Here is a 5,292-nt window from a genome sequence, read left to right on the forward strand (position 1 = left end):
GAAAATCAGACGGTGTTTTCTTATTCTTTCAAAAAGTCTTGAAGGGCGGGTAGGGCAGTCTGGGTAAAGGTCTCGTCAATCCAATGCCCACCGCCTTCCACAGTAACGAGTTGGCCATTCGGAATAGTTTGACTGGCTTCTAGTGCATAGCGGTAAGGGACGATGGTATCATTCGTACCATGAACGATAAGGGTAGGAGCTGTGATCTTCTCTTGAATGGTACGGGCATCCCCATCCAGGGCATCGATCAAGTAGATTTTCCCAAGGGTGGCCCCGTGGTGGGTCAGGCTGTCTGGCAGGTCTTCAAAGGATGGGCTCCCAAGTTCTTGATAAGTTTCCTTGACATCATCAAAAAGGACAAAGGCAGGAAAGATCAGGGCTAACTTATGCACATGGTCTGGATAAGTGCTGGCATAGAGACTAGCCACCACACCCCCCTGACTGACTCCAATCAAGCTCATCTGTTTAGGATTGACAAAGCTTTCGGAGCGGAGTTTGTCCATGACTTGGCCCAAATCAGTCAACTCGGTCTGGATAGACATATGGAGCATGTCCTGTCCCCCACTCTTTGACTGACGGCTTCCACCATAAAAGTCAAAGCCATAAACCAGGAAGCCTTGTTTGGCTAGCGCCTGCATATAACTCCGATACATGTCGTGGGTATTATTAAAGCCGTGTGAAATGACAATGGTTGGCAACTGTTTTGTTTGATAATCGCGGGGAGCTGTGATAGTTCCGACAAGATTTTTGTCGCCATAAATCACCGAATAGGCTTCTTCTACAATATCCTCTGTTGGAGAAAGGGACGAGGCTGTCCTTTCTTCCACTTGTGTCGTGCTGCTTTGTGTGGTTTCCTGCTGACTGGTTGTCGGCTTTTTCTGTGAAGACCAGAAAAAAAGAGCCAGTCCAATCAAAGCAAGTAGAGTAATCGTGATAAGATATTTCATAGTTTTCCCTTTCTTTCAGTAATACCACTAGTATATAGAAAAACGAGGCGATGCGCAAGAAATTGGTTGATTAGAGTTGTATTTACGGGATTTTATTTGATAAAATAGATAATAGCAAAACATAAATGAGGGTAAGACAATGAGAACACCGATGGATGAATTTGCTCAAAAAGCAGTAAAGTTTATAGAAGAATATGGAGACAATTATCCAAGTGATGAGGAAGCTTTACAAGCTTTTGTGGCCCAATGGAATCAGGCTCTAGCGACAGGAGAATCCTTCCTTGAGGAGACAGTGGAAGACCGAGCTTGGGAGCTTTTAGAAGAAGCGATGATGGAGGAAGAAGGTTCTAAAAAGCGCTTAAAACTAGCAAGGCAGGCTTTGGAGTTGGATCCAGACAATCTGGATGCCAAACAAATCTTACTCGAGGAGCTCACTCCTGTAGAGGAACTAAGAGAACTCAAAAAACTAGAACGCCAGACACTCGAAGGATTAGAAGCTCCAGAATTGGGATGGCCTTATCTAGAGAATCGCCCCTATCTTTCCTTGAAATACAATCTCATCATCGGATATATGAAGCAGTCCATGTATCGACAAGCTGAAAGAGAACTGAAGGAAATCTTGCTCCTCGATGAGAACGATCACCAAGGCATGCGCTATGAACTGATGGCTGTCTACACTCGTTTAGAGGATTATGAGAGTGCCAAATCCTTTTTTGAGAAGGATGAGGTAGCTCACCATGAGGATGATCAGATGGTCTTACCGATGCTTGTGGTAGCACTTCAGACAGGGCATATGATGGAGGCCGACTTTTACTTTAAAATGCTCTATGCGCTCAATCCAGAGTTTGAACACCTTCTTGACCTCTTGAAAAAGAAAGATCCAGCAGTTCTTCACAATCAAATAAAGATGTCTGAGGTGGGATTCTATCAACCAAACAGTATGCAAAGTCTTTTGTTGGCCTTATCTCGCTTGGGGGATTTTGTGGAAACCACTTACTTTATCACATGGTTACTGGAAACCCACAGTGCAATGCCTAAAAAGACAAAGGAAAATGGTGAAAGGCAAGACAGTAAGATCATTTCGCTTGCTCGAATGCTTGACCAACATCTGTCACCGGGTGAAGCCTTGCGTGGATTGTCTGCTAGTGCAGAGAGAATATTACGTCAAAAGGGCTTGGTAGACTTTAAAGATTTTAAAAAGAAAACTGAAGAGGAAGTTGCTGCCATATCAGGAATCGGAAAAAAGAGTATGGAAACTCTCAAGAAAAATGGAGTGATCTTTAAGAAAAAACGAAAGAAATAAACTAAAATCCCTCATCTAGGAGCAGTTTTTCTAGATGAGGGACATACAGCTTAGGTTGGGAAAGAGTTTGGCTTACAAATTCTTTCTCTTTTTTGCATTTTTGGTTATGGATAGGGTACTTTGAGGAATTTCTCTTGTTAGGTAGTTCAGCACTTGAAAATCATCTGAACTGGATTTGAGATCTACTTCATAGACAAGGCGCAAAGCTTGACCTGTTTGCCCTGTGTCTAGAGAGATGAGTTCGACTGTTGAGCAAAATTGTTCCAAGTGTGTTTGGATTGTGGCTGTTTCTTCTTCCTTATTTGGTAAAGTAATCGTCAGTAGTCTTCGACGTTGAGGAGTGTATTTCCCTTGCTGGAATTCTAAAAGAAGCCAGATACCCAAAATCAGGAGCGTAGAGAGAATTGCCAAGAAGATATATCCAGATCCAGCAGCTAATCCAATAATCATCGCTAAAAAGATGGCAATCAACTCTCTGGAACCACTCGTAGCGGAGCGAAAACGAATGAGGCTAAAGGTTCCTGCAACAGCAATAGAGGTGCCCAGACTCCCATTGACAAGAAAAATGACCAGAGTCATCAAGCAGGGCAACAAAATGAGGCTAATTGCAAATTCTCGTGTATAGAGGGTACGAAACTTGTAGACCCAGCTGAGCGCACCTCCTAAAAGGAGGCTGATGAGTAGAGCAACGAGGAGCTTGAGTGGATCGGCTGTAACATTGGTATTGGTAAATAGTGAGTTAAAAAGATACTGCATAAGGTTTTCCTACACTTTCTGTACAGGGCGTGGACGATAGGCAAGGCCTTGTGACTTATGGTAGGCACAACTGTATTTTGAAAATTTTTGCTCTACCAATCCATACTTATCTAGGATAGCCTGTAGCCATTGAGGTTTTTGTTCCAAAGATTTGATCTCCATAATGACAGCATCATCCTCTAAGAGCGCTGCTCCGTCCTTGCCGGCAAAGAAACTGACATCTTGATCGCGATAGGTCAAGTTTTGATCAAGAGTCACACGAATTTTTTGATAAGGAAGGATTCCCCTTTCCTTTTTTTCTTTCAGCGAAAAGCGATCGTAATAGATATACATGCGAGAAGTGAGGGGTTGGTGGTAGCGTTGACGTAGTTCATGCACTTGCTCTAAAAGCGAGTAATCTGTCATCGTCTCATCTTCTAATCCGTGAGTGAGGAGCTGAGTGATAGATGTCGGAGTAGACAAGGTGCGGTATTTGTGTCCAATTCCATTCTCATCCTTGGATTTAACCTCTAGAAATGCAGGGCTGTCTACTGTTGGCTGATCAAGATAGGATCGCATGCGAATTTTCTCTTTACGAAAATTTCCCATTAAAGAATCTTGAATTAATTGAAAATCTTCTGTATCAAAGTAAATATTTGAAATGGTTGAGATTGGATAGTCATCCTCCACCAAATATTCTTTTAGGTCTTTAATCAAGGCGTCTACATCTGATTTGGAGACGAGATATTTGGTCTCAATTCGTTTAAAAGTAGTTTCAAGTGGTTTCATGTTCTTCTCCTTCGGTTTGTTTTCTTTATTTAATTGAAAATCAGTTTAATAAACTTTTCTGAAAGTTTCATTAATCGAACCTTAAATAAAACCAAAATTAAGAAAATTTTCAGGAATCTTTTAGGTTTATTTTAGAAATAAACAATAAAATGTATAACTATATTACACGAATGCGAGGAAAGAATATGAAATCAAAAAAATGGACCTTATTAGTCACGAGTATGGCAACTGTTACTTTATTAACAGCCTGTGCTCAGTCATCGACCAAATCAAACACAAATGCAACGACAACTAATACAGTGACAAGCACGTCTACTAAATCGAGCCAAACATCTTATTTTACAGACAAGGACTATGACACTTCCTTTGATGAAAGTACGGCTTCTAAGATTGAGCTATCTGGCTCATCTGCAAACGTCTCTGGGGATGGTGTGACAGTCTCTGGTTCAACAGTGACCATCTCAAAAGCAGGGACTTATGTCATCTCAGGTCAGTCTGATGGTGTTCAGATCAAGGTCGAAGCAGGTAAGGAAGACGATGTGCATCTAGTACTCAAGGGAGTAACTATGACAAATGCCAATGCCCCAATCTCTGCAACAACCGCAGGTCATGTCTATCTGACCTTAGCCGAAGGAACAACCAATAGTCTTTCTGATTCAAGCTCTAACAGTGATGACAAAGCGGATGCAGCTCTCTTTTCAAAAGGAGACTTGACCATCAATGGTTCGGGAACACTGACAGTAGAAGGTAAGAAAAATAATGGTATCAAAGCTAATGATACGCTCCATATCACAGGAGGCACCTTTAACATCACAGCTGTTGGTGATGCCTTTAATGTCAACGATGAACTGAACATCACTGGTACAACCATGACCATTGATGCAAAGGAAGACGCAGTTAAGGTAGATAATGATGAAGACCTTTCAGTAGGGAATATGTACCTAGCCAACAACACTATGACTATTACAGCGGGTGATGACGGCATCCACGCTTCAGGGAATCTGGTGATTGATAGTGGGGCTTACACCGTTAAGAATTCGACGGAAGGGATAGAAGGGAAAACGATTACCATCAATGGCGGAGACATCAATGTTTATTCAACAGATGATGGGGTCAATGCCGCTAATAAAAATGCCCAACAGAGTGATATTTCCTTTACCATGAATGGTGGGAACCTAACGGTAGAAGTCGGTCAAGGGGATACCGACCCGATTGATTCAAACGGCGACATTACTGTCACAGGTGGAACAATCAACCTAAAAGGTTCTTCTGGTTTTGACTTTGACGGTAAGGCAACTTATACAGGTGGTGATATTACCATCAATGGTGAAAAGCAGACAGAGATCGTCAACTCTATGCCCGGAGGTGGCTTTGGTCCTAGAGGTGGAGAAGGACGAGCGCCTGGCCAACCACAATAAAGTTCTGGGGAAATCTATCATTGCATAGTAGAATCATGAAAAAGGAGGGACAAACTCCTCTTGAAATAGAATAAATCGCGTAGAATCAGTGGCTTTAACC

General features: G+C 42.2%; 5 protein-coding genes. 2 read left to right on the top strand and 3 right to left on the bottom strand.

The features are described from left to right. Positions 1-20: 20 nt before the first annotated feature. Entirely contained in the window at positions 21-947 is a 927-nt protein-coding gene (locus SORDD16_RS07410; RefSeq protein WP_061452941.1) for an alpha/beta fold hydrolase, read from the bottom strand. A gap of 139 nt (positions 948-1,086) precedes the next feature. Between SORDD16_RS07410 and SORDD16_RS07415 the strand changes: the two genes are divergently transcribed. Beyond that, the gene (locus SORDD16_RS07415; protein ID WP_128973492.1) at positions 1,087-2,250 is read left to right on the top strand and encodes a tetratricopeptide repeat protein; all 1,164 of its coding nucleotides are present in this window, start codon (positions 1,087-1,089) and stop codon (positions 2,248-2,250) included. 72 nt (positions 2,251-2,322) lie between these two features. Here SORDD16_RS07415 and SORDD16_RS07420 read toward each other — a convergent pair whose 3' ends face one another. Both SORDD16_RS07420 and SORDD16_RS07425 read right to left on the bottom strand, forming a co-directional pair. Next, complete coding sequence (locus SORDD16_RS07420) at positions 2,323-3,006, bottom strand: DUF4956 domain-containing protein (RefSeq protein ID WP_061452943.1); 684 nt, start codon at positions 3,004-3,006, stop codon at positions 2,323-2,325. Positions 3,007-3,015: 9 nt separating this feature from the next. Continuing rightward, positions 3,016-3,774 (bottom strand): polyphosphate polymerase domain-containing protein, encoded by a 759-nt coding sequence (locus tag SORDD16_RS07425; protein WP_061452944.1) that lies wholly within the window; start codon positions 3,772-3,774, stop codon positions 3,016-3,018. A 185-nt stretch (positions 3,775-3,959) separates the two neighbouring features. Between SORDD16_RS07425 and SORDD16_RS07430 the strand changes: the two genes are divergently transcribed. Then, positions 3,960-5,192, top strand: coding sequence for a carbohydrate-binding domain-containing protein (locus SORDD16_RS07430; protein WP_061452945.1), 1,233 nt, complete (start codon positions 3,960-3,962; stop codon positions 5,190-5,192). Positions 5,193-5,292 lie beyond the last annotated feature (100 nt).

Source organism: Streptococcus oralis (assembly GCF_001578945.1).
Classification (GTDB): domain Bacteria; phylum Bacillota; class Bacilli; order Lactobacillales; family Streptococcaceae; genus Streptococcus; species Streptococcus oralis_Q.

Bases quoted from the DNA above. Each gene is read 5' to 3' on its own strand.
- SORDD16_RS07415 (WP_128973492.1), top strand. From the start codon at position 1,087: ATGAGAACACCGATGGATGAATTTGCTCAAAAAGCAGTAAAGTTTATA.
- SORDD16_RS07425 (WP_061452944.1), bottom strand. From the start codon at position 3,774: ATGAAACCACTTGAAACTACTTTTAAACGAATTGAGACCAAATATCTC.
- SORDD16_RS07420 (WP_061452943.1), bottom strand. From the start codon at position 3,006: ATGCAGTATCTTTTTAACTCACTATTTACCAATACCAATGTTACAGCC.
- SORDD16_RS07430 (WP_061452945.1), top strand. From the start codon at position 3,960: ATGAAATCAAAAAAATGGACCTTATTAGTCACGAGTATGGCAACTGTT.
- SORDD16_RS07410 (WP_061452941.1), bottom strand. From the start codon at position 947: ATGAAATATCTTATCACGATTACTCTACTTGCTTTGATTGGACTGGCT.